Here is a 25095-nt window from a genome sequence, read left to right as displayed (position 1 = left end):
CGCAATCAAAGTACAGATTAAGCAGCTCTTTAGCTGTCAGGCCTGAAGGAAAAAACCGGCAACTACCCAGCCAGCTGCATTCAGGTCTGATGGCGACATGTCATCGACTGAGCTCGGCGGGATGCCGCCCAGCTGGCTGATGTATTTAGCCACGACATGCGCCAGCAGCTTCACCGACTCATCCTGATTCATCTGATAGGGATAGCCCAGCTCTCGGACATCCTTACCAGTTGGATCGCGCAACTCCAGCACATGAATAGTCTCACCGTGTGCCGTAATAGGTTTAGAAAGCTGAAGTTCACTCACTGATAAAATCCTTCTGAGCCGTGGAATTCGAGGTCTACCGTACCCTCTTCCGCATTGTGGTTTGCCTCACCGAACTGGAACGCTTCAGACAGCACGTAAACCATGCCGTTAGCCAGTTCGGCGGTGATGGTCATCTGGTCGGAATCCATCAGCTTTGTGACCGGAAATGCCTTCGGCACCTTGAAGGTGCCTTTGACGTAAGGCGCTCGGTGCGTCTCTTTGTAATCGACGTCACCGGCCAGGCCGATCACGTCATCACGCACTTTGGTGTTCATCGGCACCTCAATGCCGCCGGTCAGAGACAGCTGCTGGCCGTCCACCTTGACATATGCTGTACCCGCAATCTTTGCCATTACGCGGCCTCCTCGCTGTATTGCAGACGGAACTGATTAAGCAGCGCAAAGACGCGCAACTGGTTGACGTAATCCGGTGGGAACAGAACATCCACGCGCGTCGGGTCGCTTGCGTTGCGCTCCACCACCAGATGCTGTTTGAAGAGTTCGAAATTCTCCACGATCCCCGCCCGCTCCATGGAGCGATAGCTGGCGCACATTTCACCTTTCAGCACGGCAGGCGTCACGATAGCCTGACCCGGCCCGAAGCGCGTTCCGTCATTTGCCAGCTTATGGCGCGGGTACTTACTGGTGATGATGCTTTTCAGCTGCCGGATAACGTAGGCGCTGGTATGCAGTATTTCACTGTCCAGATAGCTGTTGTCTGCCACGCCGTAGGCGTTGCGCTGATAGGTGGTAATGTCGCGCTGAATGCGCAGCACACCGCTATCAGCGTACGCTGTGGCGATACCATGCTTCAGCAACGACTGCTGCTCGGTCAGGGTAAAGCGGCTGCCTGCCGGTGCCGGCAATGCGCCGGTCAGTTCACCGGTCTGCGTCGGACGGGCCGGATCAACGCGGATGAATACGGCGTTACGTGCGGTGCGCAGCGCGACCAGCTCATCCGCCGCCGTCTGAACGGCGGGCTCATAACCGGCTACGGTAATGTGCTGGTTGTTCATGGTGTCGCCAAAGGCCACCAGGTCAGAGAGCGTGCCGATTTTCGCCGTGTAAACGTGGCCGTAAAGCTGACGTGCGTAGCCCCAGCGCCCGGAAGAATCGTTCATCTCCAGCGCCAGCGTCGCCAGTGAGGCGGAATCACTGAACGGCGTGCCGATGAAGTCAAAGGGCTCATCACCCATTGCGGCCACGGTAGCAGCCAGTGACGGTGAGCTCGTACCGCCAGTCATTGAGGCAATCGCAACGTTAATGCCGTCAGGGGTGGTTTCACTTCCCACGGTGCCGTAGTAATTCAGCGACAACGGGATATCATTTCCTGTCAGGCCTTTGTGCCGGGCAGTGAGTGTGACAACGCCAGCTGCTGCAGCGGCAGTCACCGGCAGGTCAGGGTTAGCGTTAACGGCAGCAGCAAGCGTCGCTGCCACGGCTGTCGGTGCATCACCGGTTACCACTGCGGCCTGCACACGCTCCGCGCCGATATACAGGGTAAGCGAGCCTGACGCCTGAGCGTTGCCAGTAATCGTCACTGTGCCTTTGGCAGTTTCACCGTCTGGTTCGGTGACCGCGATAACCCACAGTTCACCGAACGGATCAACAGCGCGATACCGTGCCACCATGCGTGCAAGCTGGCTGCCACGACCTGCAACCTTACCCGCCAGTGGCGCTGACGGCATGATGGTGAGTTTGTTTTTGGTGATGGTGCTGTCAGCTGAAGCGAAACCAATCAACAGCGATGGTCCGCTGGACTGTGTGGTGTTCGCTTCGCTGTTGTCCATTTCGGCCCAGAACAGCGGCACGCGGAGGTCTGACGGAATAGTGGGGAACGAAACTGACATTATTCACCGCCCTTTTTCTTGGCGTCAGCAGCGGGCTTTTCTTCTTCCGCTCTGACTTCTTCGACATCACCATCCGCAATGCGGCGGTGCCAGTAGCTGCTTTCTTCGACGTTCCGGCCTTCTGAAGGCAGCAGATCGCCCCGGACAGGGTCAGGAACTGACCGCCCGCGCTTGGGTCTGATTTGCATGATTTACTCGCTGAGGTTGATTTTGGTGTGGTGCTCAATGATGCCGTCAGGACCGTTGCCCGGATCGATATAATCAACGTCGATTTCCACCGTTCGCAGCTCATCCAGGGCGTTGAGGTCATCCTGCTGGCGCGTGTCTTCTTCGGTGATTTCCCGCGTCAGCATGAATTCAAACTGGTAGTAGAGACGACCCCGGTCCATATCCAGAAGCTGACCGCCGGAATACGCCACCGGACCTGCATCTGAATCAGGTTCCCAGCCCAGCAGCGCCTTCCAGATTTGCTGACGCACATCATGCACAGCGTCATAACCGGCAGCCTGACCGCGCTCATCGCGCGTGTTGTCGAGCACGACGACAACAGCAAATCCTTCGGTCACGTTCTGCCAGTAGTCAGTCAGGGACTTCTGCTCAGCGGTCACATCTTCGGTTGGCACCACATAGGCGGCCGGCAGCTTCATCTTTCCGGTTTCGGGGATGGACTTGAACTCAGCCGCCCCGGCTACGTTACCCGCGAAAAACGGACATCGCGCCCGGAGAGCGGCAATCACCAGTGATAGCTTCATTTCTTTTTCCTTTCAGGACGAAGAGAGGTGCGCAGCGCACGGGACAGCACATAGCGCGTCCACGTTTTGCGCGCCTCCAGCACTTCGGTCATGTAGTTTTTGCGCGGGGCAACGCGCCAGCCATTGCCGCCGGACTTGCCTTTATGGTGGCTCTTTTTGCGCTTAGCACCACGCTTCACGCCGTAGAACAGGAACGCGGGGTAAAAGTCGCCCTCAATGAGGCGGTTTCCCTCGCCCCGCTTCTGGTTCGGCGCGATGCGCACCATCAGACCCGGTCGGCTTTTTGATGCGCGGGGAACGTAATAGCCGATAGACCGCGCCAGCCTTCCGGTTCTGAATCCAGGATACTCGCCCGGAGCAGAGCGACCGCGACGCATGACCAGACGCCGGGCATCACGCATATGCACCTGACCAATCTGAATGAAGGCGCGGCGCATTTTTGCCCGGTTAAAAACGAGGTCTTTGGGCTGCTGAAAATCAACGTGCAGAAGCGGCTTAGCCATACATCACCTCGTCGCTGTCTACAGCCCTCAGCTCCTCACATTCCATCAGCAGGTAACGACCGGCTGAATTGAGGTCTCGCAGGCGCTTAACGCGATACACAAAGCCGCTGTAAACCACCTCAAAATCTGAGGTGATTCCCCGGCGATATCGGATGGTCATGTAATGGGTGATGGTGTCGTCAGCCTGAACGGACTCATGATAAGTGGTGGCACCCACCTGCCGGACCTTCGCCCAGACGTCCTTTTCATTCTGATAGACCGGCTCAGTGCCGTAATCAGCCGCCGCCTGATCAATGCGCTGGCGCAGGTGAATGCGCTTATTCAGCTCGCCGGGATCGGGCAGCGTGAATACGGCACTGGTATTTGATGAGCGTCGCTGCATGCTAATACCCCGATACCGGCAGACGCCGCGAATAGAGCAGGAACTCAAACGCCTGCGGCGTCTCCGTCATCTCCAGCTCTGAAACTGAGCTGCGGTGTTCATACCAGTGACTGACCAGCATCAGCAGCGCAAGCCGGATATCTTCGGTAATCACCATGCCATCAGTATCCAGCGGGGCAATATCTGCCACCGTTTTATACAGATTGCGATTGAGGTAGGTCACCGCCTTTGCCTCGGCAGCCAGAGCGAAAAGCTCAAGCAGCCGATCTTCTTCCGTAAAGTCACTCTCAAGGCGGCACTGCTGTTTAATTTCTTCGAGCGTCAGCAGCATGGTGTTCAGCCTTTTTTGTTTTTACCTTTTGCTGGCTCTGGCTCTGGCTCTGGCTCTGGCTCTGGCTCTGGCTCTGGCTCTGGCTCTGGCTCTGGCAAAGCAGGAGTAATGCCTTCAACCAGCTCTGCATAGCCTTTTTTAATCAACTCACGACCATGCTGCTCGTCGGTCTCGATGGTGTTGCCTTCGGGAACGACTGTGCCGCCGAAGTAATTCGGTTTAATCAGAAGCAGTTTCATATGTAACTCCCGGAAAGGCGGCCCGGAGGCCGCCGTTGCTGTTATGCAGCTGCAGCAGGCGCGGTGAAGGAACCGTAAACGAACGCTTCAGGGCGCTTAACGGCCAGCGCCAGACGCTCTTCACAACGGATTGAGATCATGTTTTTCTCGAAGTCGTCGGCGTTTTCGGTAGAGATAACCACGTTGGCATCTTCACGGTCGAAAATCTGCGCACCGGCATTGAATGCGCCGGTCAGGAATTTACCCTGGAACGCAGCCGCTTCGGTCGCGACAACCGGCAGCCCCCACAGGGTAGGACCGGTCAGCGCTGCCGGGTTCGCCAGAATGTAACGGCCCAGCGTATCCTTAGTCAGCTCGATCTTCGCCCAGTCGATGAAGTGCAGAACATGGCCGGAGGCTGGGAATCGTGCCAGCTGCGCCTGCAGCATAGCCAGTCGCAGATCATCGATACCGCTCTGATTCGCCACCGTGAAGGCGGCGGCGTATGCAGATGCCTGCGGCACGATACCGTTCAGGTGCGTGCCGGTGCCGTCACCGAACAGAATCTCCTGCTCTTCAACGTACTTCAGGCCGTAACGCAGCTCGGCGTCAATCGTCGACTGCAGCTGCGGCATGTCGTCCAGAATCTGCTTCGCAGCTTTGAACAGGTGCGCGATGGTGCGAACCGGCGTGATTTTTTCCGCAAAGGTGATATCGCTGTACGGCTTGGTGGTGTTCTCAGCGACGGTCGCTGCCTTATTGGTAAAGCCAGTCTGCTGAACCCAGTAGATGGTATTGGACTCAGTACGGCCCGGCGCAATCAGGTCGCGGATAAACAGACGCTGCTTTGGCTGCTGATCGATGCCCGGCAGACGGTCAGGCGCAACAATCTGGCCCGGCACGTTCACGGACAACAGTGCCGCCTTGACAGGGATGCTCAGGCGCTTATTGCCTTCGATACTGGCTGAAAACGCCTTCAGCGCTTCGGAGGAAACTACCTGACCGCCCACGGTTTCGATAACGTTTTTCGCATTCGCCAGCGGCATCTGCGCAACGTGCTGCTCCAGTTCACCCAGCGCCGCCTTCAGCGTTTTCTCTGCTTCACGCATGGCGTTAAGCTCACTCGCCATTTTATCCACTGCCGCTTTGGTCTCCGTTGACAGCGAACCTGATTTTTTCGCCTCAGTCAGAGCTTCTTCAGCCTTCGCGTTGAACTTGCTGCTGGCTTCGTTGATGCTGGCAGTAACCTGCTTAAGTACTTCATTTACTTCAGACATTGTTGATCCTTATTTGCCGAACGCGGCCAGCGCGTTTCTGAGTTGAGCAATATTTTCGGGGTTGATTTCATCGGTAGCGCCCGGCATACCTTCAGGGGTGGCAGCAGCGCCTGGCTTGCTGCCGGTTAATGCTTTAAGAAGTTTTCGACGCTCGGAGCGTGGCATATCAGTTTTTGCCAGTGTCGCATCCAGCTTGCGCAGTGCGGCGGCAGGGCTGTCGTCACCGTCAGCGATTTCATCTGCCCCCAGCAGGCGATCCGCAAAACCTTTTTCAACCGCATCGCTGCCGCCGATATAGGTTTCAGCATCCATCATCGCGTCGATTGTGGCCGCATCCAGACCGGTTCGCGCGCCATAGATATCGTTCATCGCCTTATCAAAAGGCACCATGTCCGCTGCGATTTGCTGCAGGTCGTGACGGTTGCCCATCGCATAAACCCAGCAGTTATGAATCATCAGGAATGCACCGCGGCCAATCTGAATCTCGTCCCCTGCCATCGCGATAATCGACGCTGCAGAGGCTGCAAGCCCCAGTACCTTAACGGTGACTTTCCCTTCGTATTCACGCAGAAGGTTATAAATCGCCAGGCCTTCAAACATGTCGCCGCCTGGCGAATTGATATTCACCGTCACGTCAGCGCCGCCGATTGACCGGAGCGCGGCTGCGATGCGGCTGGCAGTAACGCCGTCGCCGTACCAGTCGGCGCCAATGACGTCGAACACAGAAATGCTGTTTTCATCACTCTTTGCGGCTTTTATACCGCCGTTCCAGCGCTCCATTGCGGAGGACGGCAAATCGCGATTTTCGCGCGCAAAAGGCCGCCCCTCCGGCGCTGCCGGAAGACTTTTAACTGTCATTGGGGTTGCTCCTAAGCCGCCTGTTTAAGCGGTGATTGTTCTAAAGGCATGTCCGGGAAAACAGCATCGTGGACTTCGCGCAGCAGTTTAGCGTTTACCGCCTGGCTGTTTTTACGCAGGTCTTCAAGCGGGGTCAGATTCAGCTGCACTGTGTAAATATCGCCACCTTCAATTGGCGGCAGATTCTCCAGGCGGCGAACATCATTACGGGACATCCAGCCGTTCTGCAGCGCCGTGGTGTAATAGGCTGAGCGTCCGGCACTATCGGCACGCAGAAGACCTTCGACAGAGAACTCAGCGAATAGGTCTTCATCGCCGTTCAGCAGACAACGTGAAATCTCCTGCTCAATGTTCACCAGCATCGGGCGCAGCGTATTGGTCAGGAACAGAAGGTTCATGCCCTCAACGCTTGACGCCCAGCTGCTCTGCTTATCAACGTGACCCACCATAAACGGCGGTACGCGGAACCAGCGGCAGATCTCCTCAATGCTGAATGAGCGCGATTCCAGCATCTGAGCATCTTCGGGGTTGAGGGTAATGCCCTGATAGGACATATCACCCTCGAGCACCATCACCTTACCGGCGTTTTTCGAACCAACGAACCGGTTAAGGTTTTCGCGGTTTTTCTGGCGCTGCTCTTTTGTCAGCAGATTCTTTGAAAGAAAGAAGCCTGACGTCTGAATACCGTTTTCAAATATTTTTGCGGCTGACTCTTCGACCGCCATCGCTGCGCCAAACACGTCACGCCCGGTACGCATCGGCATCATTCCGCATACGCCATCCAGACCAAAGCCCCGGATGTGCATCATGTTTTTAACCGGGATGATGCGCGGCACGCCCTTCTCTGTGTAGGTGTACTGTAGTTCGCCGCTGTCCAGTCGCTTCACCTTCATGCACTGAGGAAGAAGCGGAACCAGTGAGACCAGCTTGGTGCCGATCATCTTTTTCTCAACGTAGGCATTACCACGCAGGCATATGCTGGCAACCACCATCAGCATGAAGCGCGACGGCGTCATTTCGCTGTTCGGACGGCGGCACAGTAACTGATAGGCCGGGTGATTAAGCGCCAGTTTGCGGGAACCGTCAGCCGCCCTTTCGTATACCTTCATCGGCAGCGTTGAAACTGACTCACTCAGCAGGCGCACACAGGCCCAGACAGAGGCCAGCGCCAGCGCTTTCTCTGCTGTGACGACCTTTCCGCTGCTGCTTGTGCCGTACCACTCCTGCCAGAACGCAGCATCATTGAGTCCTATCGACTCACCGAGCCAGTTAACAATCGCGCTCTTGATGCGACCCGGCTGTTTTTTTTCCTTCATCAGATACCTACCATGATCGGGTCATCAAAAAAGTCATCAGGATCGCCGCTATCCACCAGCACCGCATCCTCTGCTGCGCCGATCGCCATAGCCGAAGCCACCACGCCATCGATGCGGCCGGTACTTTTCTTTTTGGCAAATATGCGGTTGTCCTTCTGGTCAGCCTCAAGTACCGCACAGGCGGCATTCCAGCGCAGGCAGGGATTGGGCCGGATAGTTAGCACCCGGTTATTAAGATGCTCCTCAAACAGCTCGATAGAGCGCGGCATCCACAGCCCGGACTCCTGAGCCTTGTAAAAGCCCTGACCATGCGGAACAAGGTCAACGCTCACAGACTCGCTTTCCAGCTCGGGCTCCAGATACTTAATGCGGTACTGGTCGAACGCGATGCACTTGATATCGTATCTGGCCGCCAGCTCACCGATGCGTACCGCCACAAAACCGTAGTTGACCGCTTTACCCGGCGGCGCGTGAATAAATCCGTTACGCAGCCAGGCGTCATAAGGAACATGGTCAGTTTTGGCACGCTCCAGCAGAGAATCTTTGGGCGTCCAGAACTCAACTAAAAGCTTTTTGGATTTCGGAAAGTAAAGCGCAAGCGCCGTCAGGTCACGGGAGCCGGACAGGTCCAGTCCGCCATAGCACTCTTCCCCCGCCAAATCCTCCGGGTCAAAGTCCTGTTCGCAGTTCATCCAGGTATCGCTGTCAATCCACGGATCGGACGCTTCCACCCACTGGCAGAAGTTCAGGCGACGGACAATGCTCTCTTTTGACGGCATGCCGCGCGCCTGTGTCACCTGCTCCCGCAGGTATTTATCGGTGAAGGTCTGCCCCAGAGACGGGTTAGCTTTACCCCAGCAGGACTCATCCTTAAACGGGTCGTCGCCCTCATCCAGCGAACAGATGAAGCTGAAAAAGCTGTCATCTTCCAGATCACCGGCGGCAACCTTGCGCCCGTACTCATGGTACTCATAACAGACGCTGGTTTTATCATGGCCGCTGTTGGTGATGAGGAACATCAGCGCCTGACGGCGGCCTTTAGTTCCCGCACGCATCATCTCAACAACGGCATTCGTTTTGTGCTCATGCACTTCGTCAATCAGTGCGCCATGCGGGCGCGGTCCTGACTGGCCATCATCGGAGCTGATCGGTTTGAAAAAAGAGCCCGTCTGCAGGAACGCGAGGTTCCACACGTTCAGCCCGGTGCCGGATTTGGTAATACGCTGCGCCAGCGCGGGCGACTGATCGACCATCGTTACCGCATCACGGAAAAGGATCATCGCCTGGTCTTTTTTCGTGGCCGCAGCGTACACTTCAGCGCGCGGCTCTTTATCCGCCATCAGCAGGTAAAGACCAACACCACCCGCCAGTGGTGACTTCCCAGACCCCTTACCTGACTCGATGTAGCTCATGCGAAATCGGCGCGTGCCGTTTTCCGCCTTCCATCCGAACAGGGATCCAACAATGAAACACTGCCACGGCAGCAGGATGAAAGGCTTTCCCTCATGCTCCCCGCCGTTGAGCTTCAGAACCTGAGCGAAGAAATTTACAACTCGCGTTACAGCCTCAACATCCCAGAACAGGCCGCGCTTCGGACCCTCTTCCAGATCACGAAGGTGGCGGCCGCATGCCGCGCGGATGTCTGGCCCGGCAATCACCGCGCCGCTGGTAACGTCCATTGCATACTGCGTCGCCGGGTCAACCGAAGAACTGGTTGAGCGGGTCTTCTTTTTCTTTTCCGTCATTCACGTTCACCTTTGACCGGGCAGCCGGTGTCAGGCCGAACTCTACCAGGTAGCTTTTAAATCGACGGTCTGCATCTGCCAGCATTGCAACAGATGGGTTTGCTTTCGTCAGCGTGTCGCCCTGCTGCGTCTCTGTTTTGTACGTACGCCCTTCGGTCTTAATGTCTTCACGAAGAATGAGAATTTCTGCATAGATGTCACAGAGCCTTTCAAGAGCAAACGCATCAGCAACAGTCAGCACACCCATGCCGTCCAGCAGAACGCTAAGGCGACCCCAGGCGGTCTTTCCTTCGTCGGTTAAATGCGATGGTGGGCTTGGAATTTCCCGTGCAGGCTTTGGCTCTTTCTTGTTGATAGCACGCTTGCCGGGATTACCAGTGACTAACTTCAGAGGGGTAGGCTTTGGTCGTCTTCCGGCCATTATTTAACCTCCCGGAAAAAACATTTCATTTCGCGGTTGTGCATAAAAAGGGGGGCGGGCGGTCAGGAAGTCGGTAACCCCTGAAGATTTCTCCCTCCCCTCCCCTGATGTTGATAATCATTCTCACTTGTCACCTTAGACCATCAATCGGTGAAGGTGTTAATGATATTCATTCCCATTTGACTTTCGCTTTTGGATTCACTTCTCCTGCCATTCACTTCCTCCAATGCGACTGTGGGTCTAGTGGCAGCCCGTTCTCATCGCATCCAATGATGTGCCCTCGCTTCTCTTCGCGCTGCTTGGTGGAGTCATGATGCTGCTTACAGAGGGGCTGCCAGTTGTCTTTATCCCAAAAGAGTTTCTGAGCTTTGGCTATCTCTTCCGGCTTGCCACCATTCAGGGCTTCTTTAAGCCGGTGAGGCTTGATGTGATCCACAACGGTAGCGGCCATAGCTCTTCCCTGCTGGTGACACATTTTGCAGAGCGGGTGAGACCTGAGGAATGTGAGCCTGGCTTTGTCCCATCGGCTGTTATAGATGCGTGGCTCAACCATGTCGGTTCCCCGTTAGGGTTTGAATCTATGATGGGTCAGACGTGAGCCTTGCTGCATGTCCTTTTTCAGTCGCTCTTTCTTCTCTTTTACTTGCTCGCCCTGCTTTGCTATCTGTGCAATGGTGTCTGAAACAAACTCAGCCTGACGCTTATTAAGAGTATTCATTCAGAGTTTCCTGCTGGCTGGATGTGTTTAACCCTCGGCAATGGTGAGACCACCAGCCGATGATTCATTGTGTTTATGCTGAAAATTGAACTCATTGAATGCAGTTTTCAGAACAAAATAAAAAAACCGCCCGCAGGCGGCTTAGTGTTTTGGATTTATTTATCCATGGATAACAAAGAGCGATTTGCAGTGTGGGCATAACAAAGCTTGCTCTCTTGAAACCTTCGTAACGGACTGCTTTGAGGTTTTCCCGCAAACTGGACACCTAGCGTCAGTGTTGATTCTGGCGACACGGTCCATTACTTGACTGAAGTAGGACATGGTATTCGGCCTTTTCATGAATGAGACTAATCATAACACTGCTGGTTCTTTTTTAATCACATGCATTGTCATTAATCTTACGCCAGATCATCTCAGAAGCAGATGCTCAACTCATGTCTCAACTTCGTAAATGTTACCACTTACGCTTGAATCGGAGATTTGATTGGCTAACTTAAGATGCTCATAAGCAAAAAAAACAAGAAAGAGCTCCGATCACGACCTCGGTCCATGGATGGGCCGCCTTTTTTTATTATCAGGCGCACTCGCAAATGCTCCTTGTGATGCTTACCTGAACCCTTCAGCCATCATCATGAGAACAAAGACGATGAACGATGACAATGCAATGCCTTTCGCCAACTCTATAAGCCTCATCATTTTGGCTTCCTGCTACTGCTGAAGTCTGGATGATTCGATGCGCCGAATGGCTGCCCGGTCGATATTGCACTGCCCCAGCACGCCATAAAGCTCTGCATTTAACGCCACGCTGTCACCGAACGTCATGAGCGCCGGCGGCTGCGGCGCTTCAATCTGGCTGGTCAGTTCAGCCGGCAGGTTTAACCGGGGCTGCTTTACTGTCCGGTACTCCACCGGCGGCTTTTGCTGCGTCCCGCAACCGGTCAGTAGCATCAGGGGGTACAGGAGCAACAGCACACTTGTCCGCCGCAAGGTAACGCTTAATTTCATTCTGTAGTTTCCGGTTCTGCTGTGCCGTCACTGCGCGTTGCTCGGTGACCTGTGTCATCACGGCGTTTTGCTGATTAACCGCTTTGACCAGGTCATTTACGCTGGCGGCTAAGTCATCATTTTTGGAGCGCAGATCGTTTATCTGGCTGTCTTTGCTGTTTGCCAGCTGCTCCAGCCGGTCATTAGTGGCGCTCAGCTGTGAATTGCGGGCGTTAAGCCCCCACAGGCAGACGCAGATAAGGCCGATGATGATGAGGTGCGAATAATTTCGGATAAAGCCGATTACGTTGAACATAGAATCCCCTTAGCTTTGATTAAGCGGGATTTCCGATCTTCAAGACCATTGGTGCCACCGTTAATAATTCTGGTGATGCGGCTAACATCATCAGAATCAGCCAGCTCATTTAATCCGTGATTCTTCCACCATGCCGCCGCTGACAATGCAGCAAAGCGATACCCCAGCAATAAGTCGGGTTCCTCCACTACGTCAGCGCCAAGCTGCTTTACCAGTGCCGCATAGTTGGCTTTGCCCGTTATCTGAATCAGACCCCGACCGCGATATCGATAACCATCACCTGAATCAACATTCCCATTACCGTTACGGTTTGCGTAAATAATGCTGGCGATCATCTTCTGATTGGCCGGGTGCATTGCGTTACGCCCGTATGCTCGGGCCTGCTCAGCGGTGATGCGTCTGCCGAACATCGCTGTTAGAGCGTTTTCGCTGTAATTCAGCCCCTCTTCAACCTTCAGGAACCCGGCGGATTCATGCCCTGTCTGCGCCAGAAAGTGAGCCTGTCTGAGCGGTGTAGTAATGCCGAACGCTGCCATGCTCGACGCTATATGCGGGAACCATGCGTCGCGAACAGCATTCGAAACACCGGTTGCACGCTGAAAATCACTGGGTGTCAGCATTGCTATCCCCCAAGCGCTTATCAATCAGCCTGCGCAGCTTCGATGAAAGCCAGTCCACACCGAGAAAGCCAAGGAACACCGCAACTACACGCGTGGTGTCGTCGCTGAAGTTCCAGTTAAAGACCGAGCCAATTACCTGCAGTGTCGGCTGGAGAAAAAAGGCAAAGACGCTGCACATCGCTGCATCGAGCAGGCGACGGGGCCATGTGTCTTTGCCGATATAAGTCGCGCGAAGGATCGCCATCACGCCAGCCAGCCCGGCATAACCGGATTCATTTTTGTGGGCATAAAGCCAGCCAAGTAGGCTTGCCCAGAAGCCCGGATCTTTTTCTGGCATGCGTTTCATCCTCACCTCCCAATGGGTCGGTGCCGTTCGTAGTCAAAGAAAAGTGGCGAACCTCCCCACACAGCCACGGGGAAATCACAAAGTTTTTGGGAGGACGCCAAAAGAGAGCCGGGAATTCCGGCTAATTAGAATTCTTTCTGTCAAAGGCATCCGTGGATGCCTTTTGCACAAAGCTATTTGGTGGCTTTAACCAGCGGCCAGAGAAGAGCAGTCACTACACAGATGATTGCGCCGTCAGCCAGCACAGACATCATTCGACTTGTGAAATCGATGGCGACAACCAGAAACAGCAGTACAGCTATCGCCAGCCAGCGCAGTCGGGCCATCAGAGATGATTTTCCAGACGCAGACCGAGAACATTGGCAATTTGCTCAAGAACCTTCTGTTCTTCCGGCTCCAGCTCGCCATCAGCCATTGCGATGGTTACTGCCACATCTAGTACATCTTCACATTCACGCTGATCGCCTTTTACATCTTCGATTTCACGCAAGGCAGCACGACGACCAATACGAATATCAGTGTCCAGCTGAGCAATGATGCGAGTGGAGATATCGTTGATTTCACCGCTGAATGCCGAAAGCGTCGGGTTTGAGCGCAATACCTGCTCAATCTTTGCTTTCTCAGACGGCTCACATTCACCATCGGCATAGGCCACTAGATAAGCAGCGTTTACTACAGCCTGTGCCAGATCGCGCTTCTCAAACTTTTTGATATCGCTGACAGCACGACGGGCATTCTTTATGAACATACCGAACATAGTGACTTTCCTTTTAGGGGGTGAGCCAGCGCTCAGAAATGGTCAGCCCACAGAGATAGTCACACCGACCATCACTCTGGCTCACCTTCTGAAAGGCTCTGTGGTGTAATGCGCCGAGCGTGGCGCGGAATAAAAAAAAGCCCGCCGAAGCGAGCTTTGAGATGCTGAAAATTGTGGGGGGAACTGCGGTGCCGGGTGCCTCCCGGTGAACAAGGTAAGCCACAACCCTGCTCGCTAATGGCCAAGTGCAATTACTTGTTGTGGCTAGCCCCTCCGCACAGGGGGATTCACCGCATTAGGTCCATTATAAATAAGAATCATTATGTTATGTAAATGGCAATACTCTGATATTACAATTTTTTTACCTTGTAAAATCATGCGTGATACACCGCCCTTACTGTTCATTGGATCGGTTAAGGCAGGATTCGAACCTGCGACCAATCGGTTAACAGCCGAACGCACAACCGCTGTGCTTCTTACCCTGAATATGAGACATAAAAAAACCCCGCCAGGGCGAGGTCTAGAATTTATTTAGTGGCGTATGCGTATAAATCTCCCACTATTTGGCTAGAATACGCCAGTTTTATGCAAAGTCAATTATTTTGTTACCTTTCTGAACATTGCATCAGCATGACTTTCCTCGATCTCACACTTAGCTACCAACTTTTCAAAGAATGGCTTCCAGTTACGCGACCATGATGATTGAGTGAGATCCGGAACCAGCACATTAATGGCCCTGAATGCTGTGCTGGATGGCATGCGCCTGTATCCTCTCCCTGTGCAACGCTCGCACTCTTTATCGACCGGCGCTCCCCTGCGGGCTGATTCTGCCAAATCCCGCACCCGGCCAGTTCCATTACAGCGGCAACGTGATGAAACGCGCCGCTTACCATGGCAATGCTGGCATTTCGCCCGCACTATCTGCATTTCCGTGCGTGGCGCAATCACCTGCTCACCTGACGCGCTGAATTTCCCAGCGTACTTAAATACTTCCGTTTCTGATTCGATGAATCCGGTGCCGTTGCAGTGCTCGCATGACTCTGTTGTAGCGGCAGAACGTACATACTCATCAAAGGCCAGCTTCGACAGAATTACCAGGCAGCTTCCCAGCTTTGGGCCAGCCGCTTTACGGAGCAGCTTTGGCGCGTTGCGGTTAGCGTACTGCATCAGCTGCTGAACTGTCCTGATGGTATCCTGCTCACTGTTGCCCGTCTTTGCCATCACGGCAGAAATGCCGAAAGGCGATTTTGACTGGCAGAATCCGATGGCACCCATCAGATCGGTTCCGGTCAGTGATTCGCTTCCTGTTGCGCGCGAAGAGTCGGTGAAGCTCTGGCCTTTCGGTTTGAAATACTTCAATGCTGATTCAATTTTCACGCTGCACGCCCCTTCGAATAACGCTTATTGCCAGTGTGTGATTCTTCCCGTTCCGTGCTGCGGGCTCGGGCTTCTGCCTGGTCGATATGGTGGAAATGGCCGTTCCAGAACCGGCGATAAACGGTACCCAGTGGCCCGTTACGGTTCTTGGTAATGTTGATTTCAGCAATGCCCGCGGCTGGCGACTCCGGGTTATAAACCTCATCCCGGTACAACATCATGATGATGTCAGCGTCGGCTTCGATTTCGCCTGAGTCCTTAAGGTCAGCGTTTACCGGGCGTTTGTTCGGTCGACTCTCCACGCTGCGAGAAAGCTGGCTGAGTGCCACTACAGGCACCCGGTTAGCCTTAGCCAGGGATTTCAGCCCCTTTGATACCTCGCCCACTGCCAGATCGTGACGGCTGGCGCTCTGCAGCTTAATCAGTCGCAGGTAGTCGATAGCCACCAGCGCGGTCTCCGGGTGCTGCTGAATGTGGCGGGTAGCGATGTGCTGAATCTGGTCAACAGTCAGGTTGTTGGCGTCGACGATCCAGATATTGCGCCCGGTCATCTGGCCGATCCCGTTACTGATTCGCGCCCAGTCTTCGTCTTTCAGTTTGTCCGGTGACTTGAGGCGTGAAGCTGAGATCCCGCCCGCCGCTGCAACGTGACGCTCGGCGATCTGGATATCGCTCATTTCCATGCTGAAGAACAGCACCCCGGCACCGGTGGCGGTCAGGTTTTCGGTGATATCCAGAATCATTTCCGTTTTCCCCATCGATGGCCGCGCTGCCAGCAGGATCAGGTCGGTCTGGTCAAAGCCGCCCGTCACCTCATCCAGCTCCTCGATCCCGGTCATAACCGAACGTCCGGCGCTGCCGGATTCCATGCGCTCGTCAATCCTGTTGATGATGGTGGGAAGCAGCTCATCGATTGAAACGGGACGGATGGCATCAGATTCAGTCTGTATCGCCCCCACAGCTGCTTTCACCTCCTCCAGAATGCGAATCCCCGCATCGCTGTTAGGTGCTGCCTGGAGGCTGCTGAGGGCTCCAGAGAGGGCATGGAAAGCATCGCGAATAGCCGCGTTGCGAACCAGCTGCTGTGAGTAGGACTTTAGTGAAGACCTCGCCCACGCAATCCGTCCTGTCGCGTCGATAAGCGCCTGGTGCTGCGGAAGCTGCTCCCCCACCAGAATCGGGTCGATAACACCTTTGCCACGCGCCTGTGCAGCGACAGCCCGGTAGATTTCCCGGTACTGCTGGAAGTTAAACGCCGTGTCCGGCAGCGAGGAAATGACCTCCATCACCTCAGCCTCAGCGCCGCGCAGGAACATCGCCCCCAGCACGGCCGCCTCCATGTCCTGGTCCCGCCACAGTGCATCACTCATACAGCCGGCGCTCCCTTCTGGCTGCGATAGCTTGGCCAGTCGAACACCAGCGTTGCCCCGCCACCCTCAACCATTCGGTCTGTCAGGCGGTCACTGATGACCTGAGAAATCTGAGGCAGCGACAGGTTGCTGATGAGTACTGTTGGCAGCATGCGTTCATAGCGGGTGTTCATGATGTCGAACAGGATGATCATCTCGGACTCAGAACCGTACTGGATGCCAATCTCATCGATAATCAGCAGGTCCACGCCGGTGTAATGGGCAATAACTTCCTCTTCGCTGCGTTCGCTGCCCTTCTCCCAGGTGCGGCGAACGGCGCGGATGATGCGCATCACGGAGGTCAGCAACACTGTTGCCTGATGGTGCTCGATAATGCTTTTCGCCAGCGCCACCGCCAGATGGTTTTTACCGGTGCCTGGCCTGCCTGTCAGAATGAGGCTGGTACCGGCGTCGAGCATCTGCGGCCACGCGCTGGCATAGTCGCGAAGGATCGACAGATTGTTTTGAGCGGATTTGTTCACGGCCTGATAGTTTTCGAAGCTGCAGGCCGCGAACCGCTCAGGGATGTTCGCACGCTCGGTCAGCATTTCGGTCTGGATAGCACGCAATTTGTTCTGTGCAGCTTCCAGCTCAGCGGCAATGCATTTCGGGCAGCGGGAAAACTTTTCAGCCACGCGACCACTGTATTCAGTCCAGATGCGCTGCTGCTGAAAATTACCGTGCGTCTCACAGATACCGGCAACAGTTTCCTGCCGGTCAAAGCAGCGGTCCAGCATAGAGACCTTGCCACCAGCAAAGCTCAGTTCTTCCTGAAGCGCTGAGATAGTGGTTTTCAGTGACTGAATATTTGCGCCGCGCTGTGTAGGTACATGGCTCATTCTGCTGCTCCTTTTGCCCAGGATGGTTTGGTGGTGGTGCCGTAGTCGCGCTCTGAGAAACCGCTGTGGCGACTCTGTGCTGGCGTGCTGCGCTGCTGGCTTGCCGGTGCCGTCCAGCTCTCCGCAAAGTGGTGATCCGGACCGAAGAACGTTGACGCCTGCTTCACGTATTCGCTGTTGGCCTTGCCGGTTGCGGTGACGTATGACGCATAGCGCTGTACGCCTGCCAGCATGTCGGCGGTCTTAACGCCTTCACGGATTCTGGCTGACCATGCTTTCCAGGCTGAAGGCTTCGGATTGCCGCCAGAACGCTTTGGATACGCCTGCCAGGCTTCTTCAAATTCAGGTGAATAATCCTGCTTAGCATTGCGTGACGGCTCAGCGGCTTTAGCCGATGTGCCATCAGATGTAATCTCTGAAGTAGTCTCTGAAGTAATCTCTGTATGATCGAAACCGGATTCTCCCGACTGGCGGCGAGGGGATTCCAGTGTTGGCGAAGAAGGTTTTTCCGCCTTCCCGAAATTGGGTTTACCCTCTTCCCGAAAACGGCTTTCCCCCTTTCGGAGTAATTCATTGTTTTCACTGATAATTTCGTCAAGTCGTTCGCAGTCGATGCGAAAATAGACTTTGTGCTGAAGACGCTTATGGGTCTCAATAAGTATTCCGCGTGAAACCAGTTGCTTACGTGCTGTTGCCTGCTGGTCAAACGTCAGCCCTGTTTCTTCCTGAATGGCTTCTCTTGTTTTGTGCGCGCCTTCTACAGCGTGTGCCTTGTCCTGCCAGTAGAAGATCTGGCTGAAAAAAATCACTGCATGTGGGCTTCCCATGAGCTTTACGAGCCCAGGGTAATAGGCGACCGGACGACCAAAGTCGAGCAGAAGATCAGAAGGTCTCATAGCTATCCACCTGCAGTGCCGGAGCCAAAATAAACCCAATTGCATCGCTAGATTTTGTGATTCTGCGGACATCTTCAGTCGGCTGAACTCTTGCTATGCATCCGTGATTAACTAGATCATCGATTGCGGCCTGAAGCTCCTGAACAGAGCAGCAGCAGAAATCAGACATTGTTGCCAATCCGAGATAGCGCACACCCTCACCATCGCTGCTACCTGACATCCAAATCCTGCACAGGATAAGCCGATGCAGAGGGTTGGGCAGAGGATGACGATTAACAAAGTCGGGGATGGATTGGCTCATTCTGAAACCCTCCTGAAAAGCTGCTGGAACTGCCAGACCGGACGCATGCATTCATGCTCATAACCGGGCCGGGTGAAGATTACTTGCTGATTCTCGCGGTTAAAGCCAGTAACTCGTACTCGGACGCCGCGGGGATCGAGATATGTGCGGTCCATTTGTCGTATGTGGTTATTAATTTGCATGGTCTGTGCCTGCTGTATTTACTGTGCTGGGGCTAGGTTGCATTCGATTTTGAATTTAAGTAACGCTCTGGATACAAAATCATCAACTCATCTACTTCGCCCGGGAAAAGCTTCGCCAAGCGCTCTGCCATTAGGGGGGTGGGCTTTTGCAATCCCCTCTCCATGCGACTCAGATTTCCGGGATCACATTCAACCGCTGTGCAAACTTGCAGAATGGTCAGGTTTGCTTTGATGCGAGCTTTACGCAGTGGTGTAAGCATCATTTATACCTCCATATGTTTGACACACATATTATGACGCATAAACATATTCCGCAAGCATGATTGCACTCCGCACATAAATTTGTATAAAATACAAATCAGAGGAGAGAAATCATGAAAATCGGCGACAAAATCCGCGCTCTGCGCAAATCTCAAAAAATGACAATTCCTGAGTTATCCCGCCTTACAGGCATGGACCCTGGAAATATTTCTCGCCTGGAGCGAAACCTTCAGGGGTACAGCGATGCGAGCCTAAAGAAAATTGCAGAGGCGCTAAGGGTTGATATTTCTGAACTCTTCTCATCTAAAGACATTGATGATACTGTTGATTCATACAGTATAAATTCATTGATGAAAACTAGGAGGGAAGATGTGTACAGGATTGATGTTCTTGATGTTTCAGCAAGCGCCGGAGATGGGTCGCCATCGAGAGATGTCGTTGAAGTCATAAGGTCTATTGAATATGTTCCCGATCAAGCGAGGGTCATATTCGGTAACCGGCCGGAGTCATCAGTGAAGCTTATTAACGTTCGTGGTGACAGCATGGAAGGTACCATTGAAGCAGGCGACCTGATTTTCGTTGATGTCGCCGTAAGCAGCTTTGATGGTGATGGCATCTACGTCTTCGACTACAACGGCGACATGTTCGTTAAGCGCCTCCAGAAAGTCAAAAGCGAGCTGATCGTCATATCTGACAACCCGCGCTATCGCGAATGGACTATATCTGAAGAAGAAATGGATATGCTTCATGTGGCCGGGCGAGTCATGCTAAGCCAGTCCCAGCAATACCGACGCCACGGTTAACATAATACCCTCCTCACAAGAGCCTTCGGGCTCTTTTTTTTGGCTTAAATTTGCTTGTAAAACATAAAAATAAGCTATAAATATGCTCAGCGAGCAAATATGTATTTGACACACATTTATGTGCCGAGTATGCTTAAAATACATAGCAAGCAGAGGATAGATTCTAATGAAGATTATCAAATCATTATTTAGAGCCATCATCTAACAGCTTCTTTGAGCTTCAACTTAGTCTGAATGCTGTAACAAAATTTCACCTGAGCGCATTCATTACAAACATAGCGTTAATTTTAAGGGGATGTCTTATGAGCCCGGAATTGTCAGTCAGTATTGATAATAGAGTATCAGAGTTACGCGACGCCCTATCAACTTTAGAGTTTGCATATAAAAACTGCGGAAACGCTGAAGTGGTAGATCTTACCTCAATTATTGGCGTATCCGTCCGTGACGCTTGCAGAACTTTAGAAAGACTGGAAGAGATTCTTACCAAATTAAATTCATAACCATTTTATAGATTAATTGCAGCGATAACGCTGGGGTTAACCACGCCTGAACTGACTTAGAGGTGAATTATGAGTGAAGTAATCGTTTTATCAAACCGTAAAGCAAGCGTCAGCAAAGAAGGCTCAGGCGTGCGCATCTCCTGTTCATCTGACACGTCAAAAGCCGCGCGGGAGTATGCCGTGCAACTACAAAATGAGTTCACAGAGCTGCTCTATGAGCCAATGGCAAAGGCTGACCTAAAGGTTGCTGGACGATTCTTTTCCCTCATCCAAGAGCTGACATTCATGGTTGAGCGCACAGAAGCGAATATTAAGGCAGGTCGATAATGTCACCATCAATCGATAAAAATAAATTTCGCCAAGCAATATTAATGCGTGACAGCGGCCAATGGCACCTGGCTGTTCTTTACCTTAAAGCCGCATATGGGGTGAAGTGATGGGAAAGAATGAATTGATTATTTGTGAAGCGTCAGAACTAACTGAACAACTAGCATCTCTGCTGCAGGTTTTATATGAGCGTGGTACCGGGAACGGATTACAGGTTAATGATCCAGTAATTGGCCTTGCATATAACATGGCTTCAAAGGTCAGCAATTTTCTTATTAATGAAGAAGCCCGGCAAGATCAAGAGGAGACAAAACATGCCAAGCCTCGTTGAAATTAACCGCACCCGCCTGGTGAATATTTATCTTGCAAATAAATTCGCCAAAACAGGCGTGATGATGACGACCGCCAAATTACCGGACGGCTCAATCACTACCGTGCAGCTGGATGCCGAAATCCTGAATAAGGCGCTTATTAAATTATTCGAAACCGCAGTGCGCAATGTGACACCTGCCTCAGCTGCTGACCGGGAAATAGCTGAGACCTATGGCGACTGCGTGAAGATTAAATCCGGAAAGCTATCGCACATCGGTGAGGGGCTTATGGAGGAGCTGGTTTCCAACTTGGTCGAACAGGCATTTGATCGGCGGGGTGTGAAATGACGCTGACAGCGCTCCGCGCTCCTGAATGGGTGATCGGCCAGGCAACACGAAAGCTGGCGCAGTACCGCAAGCGCCGAATCTATCCCTGCCGCATCCGTGGCACCGGCTATCTGAGCCTGAAGGTTAACCCGCGCTGGCGTCTGCTTTCGCAGAACGGCGGCAAAGACTGGCAGTTAATGACGCATGAGCGGTACAACGCCGCAAAGGATGGAAAATGATTCAAGTGACAAAAATTCTGAGCAGTGCTGAAGAATCTTTCTGCCAGGTTGAAGCCCCTGTTTATATCGTGACACGTCACGGACGCCGCCGGCGCTTTCTGAGCCGAAGTGCTGCGATCAATAACTTGGTGCATTTCATGGTGACCGGCACCTTCGATAAAGCAGGAATTCCGACGCATAGCGAAACGCGCCAGGCATGGAACGAGAGTTTAGGCGCAATGGTTCACAAGCGGGGTGAACTGACCGAGCAGTACTGGAATGCGCATCACCGCACCTATCGCCGTCTTCAGAAACTGATGGCCCGCCGCCGTGAAATCGCAAAGTGGCAGAAAAACTATGACGCCGCCACCAGCAATATCGCTCAACTGCTAAGCCAGAAACCTTATTGAGGAAAGCAACGATGAAAACGGTCACCATTTATAATACTCAGCTTCCGGTAGTAGTCCTTCGCGGTCAGCGTGTCGTTTCAACTGAAACGCTTGCAGAGGGCTACGGTACCGAAGCGACAAACATCCGCACCAATCTTTCTGCACACAAACACCGCTTCGTTGAAGGTGAGCACTACTTCATCATTTCAGGTGAGGAACTCTCAGATTTGCGAGTCAGTAATCCTGACGCACAAATTTCATCCAAAGTCAGGAGCATGGCGTTTTATACAGAGCGTGGGGCTTCCCGCATGTCAAAAATTGTCGACACGGATGAAGCGTGGGATTTTTTCGGCAAGCTGGAGAATGCCTATTTCCACCCTGCTCAGATGCAGCCGAAAACCCAGAATGAAATTATTGCTGCTATGGCGCTCGCCAATGTCGAGCAGGAACGCCGGATCAACCACGTGGAAAGTAAGGTGGATGAGGTTGCTGAGACCGTAGAGAAAATCAAGCGCGGTTCAATTCCTGCTGGCTGGGCCGGATTCTCTGTGCTGCGAGTTAAATGCGGGATGACTGACGCCAAATGCCGGACGCTGGTTAAAAGCTACGACATTCCAACCGACACGATCACCATCATGACACCGGAAGGCCAACCCCGCCCGATGAAAATCGTTCTGGAGGCAGATTTCATGGCGACTTTTCGCGGAATGATGAGCGAAGCGGAACAGCGAAACACCAAATGGTTTCATCCGAATATGGGGCTGTTTCAGGTCATCGGCTGGGAGGCTAAATAATGTTCATTCATACCGATCTGCTCCGTGCCGCGCTGTGCTGCGTGGCTGACCAGAAAGAAGAACGCCGCTACCTGCAGGGCGTGAACATCACCAGCACGCACATTCAGGCCACTAACGGTCATGTCTACGTATCGATGGAGCATGGATGCACCGTCAGAACTGAAGGCGTGTTCATCATCCGCGGTGAAATCCCTGATTCAGCAGAAGGAACTCTGTTCCATCTGGTCAACAATCAGTGGTTCGCCTCACACGTCGATGAAGAAGAAACACTGGTAGGACATAACGAAGTGGAATGCATCAAGGTAGATTTCCCTGACGTGTCAAAGCTGCTGGATGGCGAGCCGGAACCATGCGACACGATCCCTACTTTCCAGGCTAAATATCTCGCCCTGCCGCACCTGATGTTTGGGCGGTTTGCCAGCTTCGTACCAGTGCAGATCCGGTCATGGGGAAAGGGAAAGCCGTGCCAGATTATCTTCGACAAAACCCTCAGCTATATGTACGGCAATCTGCTGCTGATCATCATGCCGATGACTGATGACACCTTTGAGAAGCTGGAGCAGGCATTCGATGAAGAAAGTCGCTGAGTTGGTCATGTTCACCCTGTTCTTTTCCAGCCTCGCGGGGCTGGGATTAACAGCGGGGTTCTATACGTGGATCGGCGTGCTGGTCTGGCTTCGTGAGGTGATTGGATGAAGTTTGAATTTAAGGATCACGGTGCCGTAGCAACGCTGACCATCACCAGCAGCCTGTTTGAGCTGCGCAAACACACCCGGGCAGTTGATGCTGCCCTTCTTTCCGCTGATGTGGTTGCCAGAACGTCAGGCATCTTCATCCGTAAAACAGTAATCAGCGGGCCGGTTAATCGTGGGCTGCGTGCGTATCGTGCGGCCACCAGCGAGGCAGAGAAATGACTCAGCAAAATGTATTCGCACTGGCACAGGTTATTAAAACGGCAGGCGTCGACCCTAGCGAGGTTACCGATGCTGTATGGGCTGCTGGTTATCGTCGTCCTGCCCGTTCAGTTGAAGAGGAAGTTGAGCTGACACTTGCGATAGTCAGTGGCTGCCACGGAGCTGATATGCCATGGGAAGTATGGCCAAAAGATTATGAAGATGTTCTCAAAGAGGAATTGAACGAATTTGTTTGCGAAGCAGTAATGCCAGAAGGAACAACGGCAGCCAGCGCTGCAATAGAGATTCTTGAGGCAGGATACGTGAAGGTGGTGACCAATGACGCAGCATGAAATGGCAGATCTTAACGACGCGCTGGTTCAGGACAGCGTAAGAATCGATGACGGGTGCGACCACTCTCAGCGCATCGTGTGGCAGATGAACCAGAAGCGTTATATGCGTAACGGGCTTAGCCCCGCCCGGCCGCCGGCAACACAGGTAGCTCCGGTCAGGATTGAGCCGAAGAAGAAGCCACGCAAGCGCGGTTACAAGATTGTCCAGCAAGCGATAGGAGCGGTGTGATGTCTGAGAAATATGAAGTCCCAGAGTTAACCGAATCCCAAAGAGTGACGCTGATCGATTATTGCAAAAGCCGCATTGATGATTCGGCCGAATATTCCCGCGCTGGAATGGCGCTTAGATTTGCGCTGTCCGAGCTACAGAATGGCTGGAATCAGCGCGCAGAAGCAGCTGAGCCGCATCTGGACCGGCATGATGCTGTGGCAACAGCGTGGCGCATCAGCAGCCCTGAAACCGGGGAGTTCAGCTTCTCACCAGATAGATCGGTGGCAAGGAGAGCCGCGTTAAACGGGTACGAGGTTACCCCACTTGCTGGCGCTGGCTTGGCGCCTGAAGACTGGAAAATGGTACCGGCAGAGCCGACAAAAGAGATGATAGTGGCTGGGCAAGACAAGTTTGAGGAGTGTATCGATTCTGGTTTCGATAGCTGTGAAGATGGCTCAACGCACGAATACAGCAAAATATCATCGGATGCACCTTACCTGGTTTACCTCGCCATGTTGGCAGCAGCACCGGAGGTGGGAAAATGATCTACAGCAAGATGACAGATGGTGAAATCAGTGTGCTGGTCTGCAGGCTGGAAAATCCAAAGTACGAGGCGGAGGTGCACCCCCACAATCCAAAGGGTGCTCAGTACACGCAGAGCTTCGGCAGCATCAGCCACAAGTTTGGCTTCTTTCCGGTCAGCAAGGCTGAGGATGGCTTCCAGATAGCCGTCCGTAACCGGATCGCTATTGCGCCGGCATCAAAAACAACGTGGGAAGCGAGACACGAAAGCGGCGCGGCTGCCCGTCACAAAAACCCGCTAAGAGCAGCAATGATCGTGTATCTGATGATTAGAGATTTTGAGGAGGGCAACAATGCAAGCTGATGAAATCATGCTCACACCTGACGTTCTGAAGCGTTACAAGATTTCTCGCAGCACACTTTACTTCTGGAGTACGCCAGAGAGAATGCCAGCATGCTTCAGTCGCCCTTTCCCCAAGCCAA

Annotated in this window: 44 protein-coding genes and 1 tRNA gene; 14 read left to right on the top strand and 31 right to left on the bottom strand. The window is 53.3% G+C overall.

Going from position 1 to position 25095, the window contains the following annotated elements; translation table 11 throughout:
• Positions 1-36 precede the first annotated feature (36 nt).
• The 31 genes from ACLIBF_RS10220 to ACLIBF_RS10070 form a co-directional block, all read right to left on the bottom strand.
• A complete protein-coding gene (locus tag ACLIBF_RS10220; RefSeq protein ID WP_010246514.1) occupies positions 37-306 on the bottom strand; it encodes a phage tail assembly protein in 270 nt (89 codons plus the stop codon).
• Complete coding sequence (locus ACLIBF_RS10215) at positions 303-659, bottom strand: phage tail tube protein (RefSeq protein WP_010246516.1); 357 nt, start codon at positions 657-659, stop codon at positions 303-305. The genes ACLIBF_RS10220 and ACLIBF_RS10215 overlap by 4 nt, the downstream gene beginning before the upstream one ends.
• The gene (locus ACLIBF_RS10210) at positions 659-2155 is read right to left on the bottom strand and encodes a phage tail sheath subtilisin-like domain-containing protein (RefSeq protein ID WP_448309699.1); all 1497 of its coding nucleotides are present in this window, start codon (positions 2153-2155) and stop codon (positions 659-661) included. The genes ACLIBF_RS10215 and ACLIBF_RS10210 overlap by 1 nt, the downstream gene beginning before the upstream one ends.
• Positions 2155-2343 (bottom strand): DUF2635 domain-containing protein, encoded by a 189-nt coding sequence (locus ACLIBF_RS10205; RefSeq protein ID WP_140028972.1) that lies wholly within the window; start codon positions 2341-2343, stop codon positions 2155-2157. The genes ACLIBF_RS10210 and ACLIBF_RS10205 overlap by 1 nt, the downstream gene beginning before the upstream one ends.
• A 3-nt stretch (positions 2344-2346) precedes the next feature.
• Positions 2347-2907: a phage tail terminator protein gene (locus tag ACLIBF_RS10200; RefSeq protein ID WP_279811441.1), complete on the bottom strand. Its 561-nt coding sequence runs from the start codon at positions 2905-2907 to the stop codon at positions 2347-2349.
• Entirely contained in the window at positions 2904-3410 is a 507-nt protein-coding gene (locus ACLIBF_RS10195) for a hypothetical protein (RefSeq protein ID WP_448309697.1), read from the bottom strand. Before ACLIBF_RS10195 ends, ACLIBF_RS10200 begins: the two co-directional genes overlap by 4 nt.
• Complete coding sequence (locus ACLIBF_RS10190) at positions 3403-3792, bottom strand: phage head closure protein (RefSeq protein ID WP_279811446.1); 390 nt, start codon at positions 3790-3792, stop codon at positions 3403-3405. Before ACLIBF_RS10190 ends, ACLIBF_RS10195 begins: the two co-directional genes overlap by 8 nt.
• A 1-nt stretch (position 3793) precedes the next feature.
• Positions 3794-4123 carry a head-tail connector protein gene (locus ACLIBF_RS10185; protein WP_010246528.1) on the bottom strand — a complete coding sequence of 110 codons (330 nt, stop codon included), beginning with the start codon at positions 4121-4123 and terminating at the stop codon, positions 3794-3796.
• Between the two features lie 5 nt (positions 4124-4128).
• On the bottom strand, positions 4129-4362 hold the full coding sequence (locus ACLIBF_RS10180; RefSeq protein ID WP_448309696.1) for a DUF7210 family protein: 234 nt from the start codon (positions 4360-4362) through the stop codon (positions 4129-4131).
• 41 nt (positions 4363-4403) lie between these two features.
• Entirely contained in the window at positions 4404-5618 is a 1215-nt protein-coding gene (locus tag ACLIBF_RS10175) for a phage major capsid protein (RefSeq protein WP_448309694.1), read from the bottom strand.
• Positions 5619-5627: 9 nt separating this feature from the next.
• Complete coding sequence (locus tag ACLIBF_RS10170) at positions 5628-6476, bottom strand: head maturation protease, ClpP-related (protein WP_448309692.1); 849 nt, start codon at positions 6474-6476, stop codon at positions 5628-5630.
• Between the two features lie 11 nt (positions 6477-6487).
• On the bottom strand, positions 6488-7792 hold the full coding sequence (locus tag ACLIBF_RS10165) for a phage portal protein (protein ID WP_448309691.1): 1305 nt from the start codon (positions 7790-7792) through the stop codon (positions 6488-6490).
• Positions 7792-9537, bottom strand: coding sequence for a terminase large subunit (locus ACLIBF_RS10160; RefSeq protein WP_448309689.1), 1746 nt, complete (start codon positions 9535-9537; stop codon positions 7792-7794). Before ACLIBF_RS10160 ends, ACLIBF_RS10165 begins: the two co-directional genes overlap by 1 nt.
• The gene (locus ACLIBF_RS10155; protein ID WP_448309688.1) at positions 9491-9958 is read right to left on the bottom strand and encodes a phage terminase small subunit P27 family; all 468 of its coding nucleotides are present in this window, start codon (positions 9956-9958) and stop codon (positions 9491-9493) included. Before ACLIBF_RS10155 ends, ACLIBF_RS10160 begins: the two co-directional genes overlap by 47 nt.
• 214 nt (positions 9959-10172) lie before the next feature.
• Complete coding sequence (locus ACLIBF_RS10150; RefSeq protein WP_448309686.1) at positions 10173-10511, bottom strand: HNH endonuclease; 339 nt, start codon at positions 10509-10511, stop codon at positions 10173-10175.
• 12 nt (positions 10512-10523) lie between these two features.
• Entirely contained in the window at positions 10524-10676 is a 153-nt protein-coding gene (locus ACLIBF_RS10145; RefSeq protein ID WP_448309684.1) for a hypothetical protein, read from the bottom strand.
• A 159-nt stretch (positions 10677-10835) separates the two neighbouring features.
• Entirely contained in the window at positions 10836-10997 is a 162-nt protein-coding gene (locus tag ACLIBF_RS10140) for a YnfU family zinc-binding protein (RefSeq protein ID WP_448309683.1), read from the bottom strand.
• 387 nt (positions 10998-11384) lie between these two features.
• Positions 11385-11624, bottom strand: coding sequence for an Rz1-like lysis system protein LysC (gene lysC / locus ACLIBF_RS10135; RefSeq protein WP_448309681.1), 240 nt, complete (start codon positions 11622-11624; stop codon positions 11385-11387).
• Positions 11539-11976: an Rz lytic protein gene (locus ACLIBF_RS10130; RefSeq protein ID WP_448309680.1), complete on the bottom strand. Its 438-nt coding sequence runs from the start codon at positions 11974-11976 to the stop codon at positions 11539-11541. Before ACLIBF_RS10130 ends, lysC begins: the two co-directional genes overlap by 86 nt.
• On the bottom strand, positions 11964-12596 hold the full coding sequence (locus ACLIBF_RS10125; RefSeq protein ID WP_448309678.1) for a glycoside hydrolase family 19 protein: 633 nt from the start codon (positions 12594-12596) through the stop codon (positions 11964-11966). The genes ACLIBF_RS10130 and ACLIBF_RS10125 overlap by 13 nt, the downstream gene beginning before the upstream one ends.
• Positions 12580-12933 carry a phage holin, lambda family gene (locus ACLIBF_RS10120; protein WP_448309677.1) on the bottom strand — a complete coding sequence of 118 codons (354 nt, stop codon included), beginning with the start codon at positions 12931-12933 and terminating at the stop codon, positions 12580-12582. The genes ACLIBF_RS10125 and ACLIBF_RS10120 overlap by 17 nt, the downstream gene beginning before the upstream one ends.
• Before the next feature lie 182 nt (positions 12934-13115).
• Entirely contained in the window at positions 13116-13268 is a 153-nt protein-coding gene (locus ACLIBF_RS10115; RefSeq protein WP_179420097.1) for a DUF3927 family protein, read from the bottom strand.
• Positions 13268-13699, bottom strand: coding sequence for a tellurite resistance TerB family protein (locus tag ACLIBF_RS10110; RefSeq protein WP_448309675.1), 432 nt, complete (start codon positions 13697-13699; stop codon positions 13268-13270). The genes ACLIBF_RS10115 and ACLIBF_RS10110 overlap by 1 nt, the downstream gene beginning before the upstream one ends.
• A gap of 410 nt (positions 13700-14109) precedes the next feature.
• Positions 14110-14181, bottom strand: a tRNA-Asn gene (locus ACLIBF_RS10105).
• Positions 14182-14296: 115 nt separating this feature from the next.
• Positions 14297-15076 (bottom strand): antitermination protein Q, encoded by a 780-nt coding sequence (locus tag ACLIBF_RS10100; protein ID WP_448309673.1) that lies wholly within the window; start codon positions 15074-15076, stop codon positions 14297-14299.
• Positions 15073-16446: a replicative DNA helicase gene (locus ACLIBF_RS10095; RefSeq protein WP_279809683.1), complete on the bottom strand. Its 1374-nt coding sequence runs from the start codon at positions 16444-16446 to the stop codon at positions 15073-15075. Before ACLIBF_RS10095 ends, ACLIBF_RS10100 begins: the two co-directional genes overlap by 4 nt.
• Complete coding sequence (locus ACLIBF_RS10090; protein ID WP_279809684.1) at positions 16443-17324, bottom strand: ATP-binding protein; 882 nt, start codon at positions 17322-17324, stop codon at positions 16443-16445. Before ACLIBF_RS10090 ends, ACLIBF_RS10095 begins: the two co-directional genes overlap by 4 nt.
• A complete protein-coding gene (locus ACLIBF_RS10085) occupies positions 17321-18220 on the bottom strand; it encodes a DNA-binding protein (RefSeq protein WP_448309672.1) in 900 nt (299 codons plus the stop codon). Before ACLIBF_RS10085 ends, ACLIBF_RS10090 begins: the two co-directional genes overlap by 4 nt.
• A complete protein-coding gene (locus tag ACLIBF_RS10080; RefSeq protein WP_279809686.1) occupies positions 18207-18521 on the bottom strand; it encodes a hypothetical protein in 315 nt (104 codons plus the stop codon). Before ACLIBF_RS10080 ends, ACLIBF_RS10085 begins: the two co-directional genes overlap by 14 nt.
• Positions 18518-18676, bottom strand: coding sequence for a DUF4222 domain-containing protein (locus ACLIBF_RS10075; protein ID WP_448310389.1), 159 nt, complete (start codon positions 18674-18676; stop codon positions 18518-18520). The genes ACLIBF_RS10080 and ACLIBF_RS10075 overlap by 4 nt, the downstream gene beginning before the upstream one ends.
• A gap of 59 nt (positions 18677-18735) precedes the next feature.
• Positions 18736-18966 carry a helix-turn-helix domain-containing protein gene (locus tag ACLIBF_RS10070; RefSeq protein ID WP_279809688.1) on the bottom strand — a complete coding sequence of 77 codons (231 nt, stop codon included), beginning with the start codon at positions 18964-18966 and terminating at the stop codon, positions 18736-18738.
• Between the two features lie 111 nt (positions 18967-19077).
• Here ACLIBF_RS10070 and ACLIBF_RS10065 point away from each other — a divergent pair, with 111 nt between their 5' ends.
• The 14 genes from ACLIBF_RS10065 (at position 19078) to ACLIBF_RS10000 (ending at position 24976) form a co-directional block, all read left to right on the top strand.
• The gene (locus tag ACLIBF_RS10065; RefSeq protein WP_279809689.1) at positions 19078-19767 is read left to right on the top strand and encodes an XRE family transcriptional regulator; all 690 of its coding nucleotides are present in this window, start codon (positions 19078-19080) and stop codon (positions 19765-19767) included.
• 569 nt (positions 19768-20336) lie between these two features.
• Positions 20337-20594, top strand: a complete 258-nt coding sequence (locus tag ACLIBF_RS10060; RefSeq protein ID WP_279809690.1) for a hypothetical protein — start codon at positions 20337-20339, stop codon at positions 20592-20594.
• 109 nt (positions 20595-20703) lie between these two features.
• On the top strand, positions 20704-20925 hold the full coding sequence (locus tag ACLIBF_RS10055; protein WP_448309669.1) for a hypothetical protein: 222 nt from the start codon (positions 20704-20706) through the stop codon (positions 20923-20925).
• The gene (locus tag ACLIBF_RS10050) at positions 20909-21253 is read left to right on the top strand and encodes a hypothetical protein (RefSeq protein WP_279809692.1); all 345 of its coding nucleotides are present in this window, start codon (positions 20909-20911) and stop codon (positions 21251-21253) included. Before ACLIBF_RS10055 ends, ACLIBF_RS10050 begins: the two co-directional genes overlap by 17 nt.
• On the top strand, positions 21250-21471 hold the full coding sequence (locus ACLIBF_RS10045; protein ID WP_448309668.1) for a ParE family toxin-like protein: 222 nt from the start codon (positions 21250-21252) through the stop codon (positions 21469-21471). Before ACLIBF_RS10050 ends, ACLIBF_RS10045 begins: the two co-directional genes overlap by 4 nt.
• Positions 21472-21476: 5 nt before the next feature.
• Positions 21477-21860 carry a hypothetical protein gene (locus tag ACLIBF_RS10040; protein WP_448309666.1) on the top strand — a complete coding sequence of 128 codons (384 nt, stop codon included), beginning with the start codon at positions 21477-21479 and terminating at the stop codon, positions 21858-21860.
• An 11-nt stretch (positions 21861-21871) separates the two neighbouring features.
• Positions 21872-22633, top strand: a complete 762-nt coding sequence (locus tag ACLIBF_RS10035) for an ORF6N domain-containing protein (RefSeq protein ID WP_448309664.1) — start codon at positions 21872-21874, stop codon at positions 22631-22633.
• Positions 22633-23220, top strand: a complete 588-nt coding sequence (locus tag ACLIBF_RS10030; protein WP_448309663.1) for a hypothetical protein — start codon at positions 22633-22635, stop codon at positions 23218-23220. The genes ACLIBF_RS10035 and ACLIBF_RS10030 overlap by 1 nt, the downstream gene beginning before the upstream one ends.
• Entirely contained in the window at positions 23204-23329 is a 126-nt protein-coding gene (locus tag ACLIBF_RS10025) for a sodium:solute symporter (RefSeq protein WP_089561462.1), read from the top strand. Before ACLIBF_RS10030 ends, ACLIBF_RS10025 begins: the two co-directional genes overlap by 17 nt.
• Positions 23326-23547 (top strand): hypothetical protein, encoded by a 222-nt coding sequence (locus ACLIBF_RS10020; RefSeq protein ID WP_448309662.1) that lies wholly within the window; start codon positions 23326-23328, stop codon positions 23545-23547. Before ACLIBF_RS10025 ends, ACLIBF_RS10020 begins: the two co-directional genes overlap by 4 nt.
• Entirely contained in the window at positions 23544-23879 is a 336-nt protein-coding gene (locus ACLIBF_RS10015) for a hypothetical protein (protein ID WP_448309660.1), read from the top strand. The genes ACLIBF_RS10020 and ACLIBF_RS10015 overlap by 4 nt, the downstream gene beginning before the upstream one ends.
• Positions 23866-24108, top strand: a complete 243-nt coding sequence (locus tag ACLIBF_RS10010) for a hypothetical protein (RefSeq protein ID WP_448309659.1) — start codon at positions 23866-23868, stop codon at positions 24106-24108. Before ACLIBF_RS10015 ends, ACLIBF_RS10010 begins: the two co-directional genes overlap by 14 nt.
• Positions 24108-24635 carry a hypothetical protein gene (locus ACLIBF_RS10005; RefSeq protein WP_448309657.1) on the top strand — a complete coding sequence of 176 codons (528 nt, stop codon included), beginning with the start codon at positions 24108-24110 and terminating at the stop codon, positions 24633-24635. The genes ACLIBF_RS10010 and ACLIBF_RS10005 overlap by 1 nt, the downstream gene beginning before the upstream one ends.
• A complete protein-coding gene (locus tag ACLIBF_RS10000; protein ID WP_448309655.1) occupies positions 24632-24976 on the top strand; it encodes a phage protein NinX family protein in 345 nt (114 codons plus the stop codon). The genes ACLIBF_RS10005 and ACLIBF_RS10000 overlap by 4 nt, the downstream gene beginning before the upstream one ends.
• The last annotated feature ends 119 nt before the right edge of the window (positions 24977-25095 follow it).

The sequence above is a fragment of the Pantoea sp. PGP6 genome (genome assembly GCF_053474785.1).
This window is presented reverse-complemented; position numbering and strand designations above follow the sequence as displayed.